This is a genomic window from Methylorubrum podarium, from assembly GCF_022179745.1.
In the GTDB taxonomy this organism is placed as follows: Bacteria; Pseudomonadota; Alphaproteobacteria; order Rhizobiales; family Beijerinckiaceae; genus Methylobacterium; species Methylobacterium podarium.
Genome location: NZ_BPRD01000267.1, coordinates 1 through 1139, shown reverse-complemented (window position 1 = coordinate 1139; position 1139 = coordinate 1). Strand labels below are relative to the sequence as shown.

Here is a 1139-nt window from a genome sequence, read left to right as displayed (position 1 = left end):
CCGCTCCGATCGGAGCGGGAACCGGATCACAGGGCGATGCGCAGCGGCTCGGCACTGAGACGCACCGCGCCCGCGCGGCGTCCGGTCTAGCTCACCGCGTAGTGGAACGCCGCCTCGCGGCTCCGGAAATAGCCCCCGCCGAGGCCGTGGCTTTCCAGGGCGACCCAGCGGCCCTGCCCGTCCTGGCCGACGACGTAGCTGGGCAGGCTGTTGCCCGCATCTGTTCCGGCCTCCGCGGGTTCGGCGGCCGGGGAAAGTTGGTGCAAGGGGGACATGATCAGATCGGGTGGCGCGGTCCGGTGAGGTGAACCGCGGCAGAAACCTGGGCCTTGGCCCGTGAGGATTCGAGAGCGGGGAAGGGGCCGGGGCATAAACGTCTCATCAGGAAAAGACCACCCCGCAAAGCCCCCCGCACGGCGAGGCCGGCGGCGGGCATGAAAAAGGGCCGCGCCGCCCTCTCGGGCGGCCGGCCCTCGGGTCGTCGCCGCGCAGCGGGACTACTTGCGCAGGATCTTTGTCACGAGGCGGCCGATCGGGCTGCTCGAATCGGCGTTGCGGTCGTCGCGGGCGACGGCGCGGTCGTCGGTGCCGAGGATCTTGGTGACGATGCGTCCGATGAGGCTCATGGTTCGTGCTCCTTCGTCGTGGGACCGGGACAACGGTGCAGCTTCGACAGAGATAACGGATGCCGCCTGGGCGGCGTTCCGTGCCGCGCGATCGATCCTCAGCCCGCGCGTCCCCGCAGGAGGCTTCGCACCACCGGCACCGCGTAGATCGCGAAGAGCAGGCTCATGGCGACGGCGAAGCCCTGGGGCGGGGCGAGGTCCATGCCGCCGCCGATGAGCGGCGGCCCGAGCATCAGCCCGGCATTGTAGAGCATCACGAAGGCGGCGTTGGCGCCGGCCAGATCCGGCCCGCGCAAGCTGGATCCGAGATGGGCGAGGCCCACCGTGTAGAGCGTGCCGACGATCCCGCCCCAGGCGAAGAGCAGGGCGGTGAGCCCCGGCAGGGAGGCCGAGGCCGCCGGGATCAGCGCGGCCCCGAGCGCCCCCGCGAGGCTGGCGCCGAGCAGGACGAGGCGACGGTCCACCCGGTCGGCGAGGAGGCCGACGGGGATCTGGAACAGCACGTTGCCGAGC

Annotated in this window: 3 protein-coding genes; all 3 read right to left on the bottom strand. The window is 71.6% G+C overall.

Features of this window, described 5'->3' with window-relative positions:
• Positions 1-86: 86 nt before the first annotated feature.
• Positions 87-275 carry a hypothetical protein gene (locus MFF42_RS13920; RefSeq protein ID WP_238256265.1) on the bottom strand — a complete coding sequence of 63 codons (189 nt, stop codon included), beginning with the start codon at positions 273-275 and terminating at the stop codon, positions 87-89.
• Between the two features lie 222 nt (positions 276-497).
• The gene (locus tag MFF42_RS13915; protein WP_238256264.1) at positions 498-626 is read right to left on the bottom strand and encodes a TFIIS helical bundle-like domain containing protein; all 129 of its coding nucleotides are present in this window, start codon (positions 624-626) and stop codon (positions 498-500) included.
• A gap of 98 nt (positions 627-724) precedes the next feature.
• The coding region (locus MFF42_RS13910; protein WP_238256263.1) for an MFS transporter at positions 725-1139 on the bottom strand (415 nt) is incomplete at its 5' end.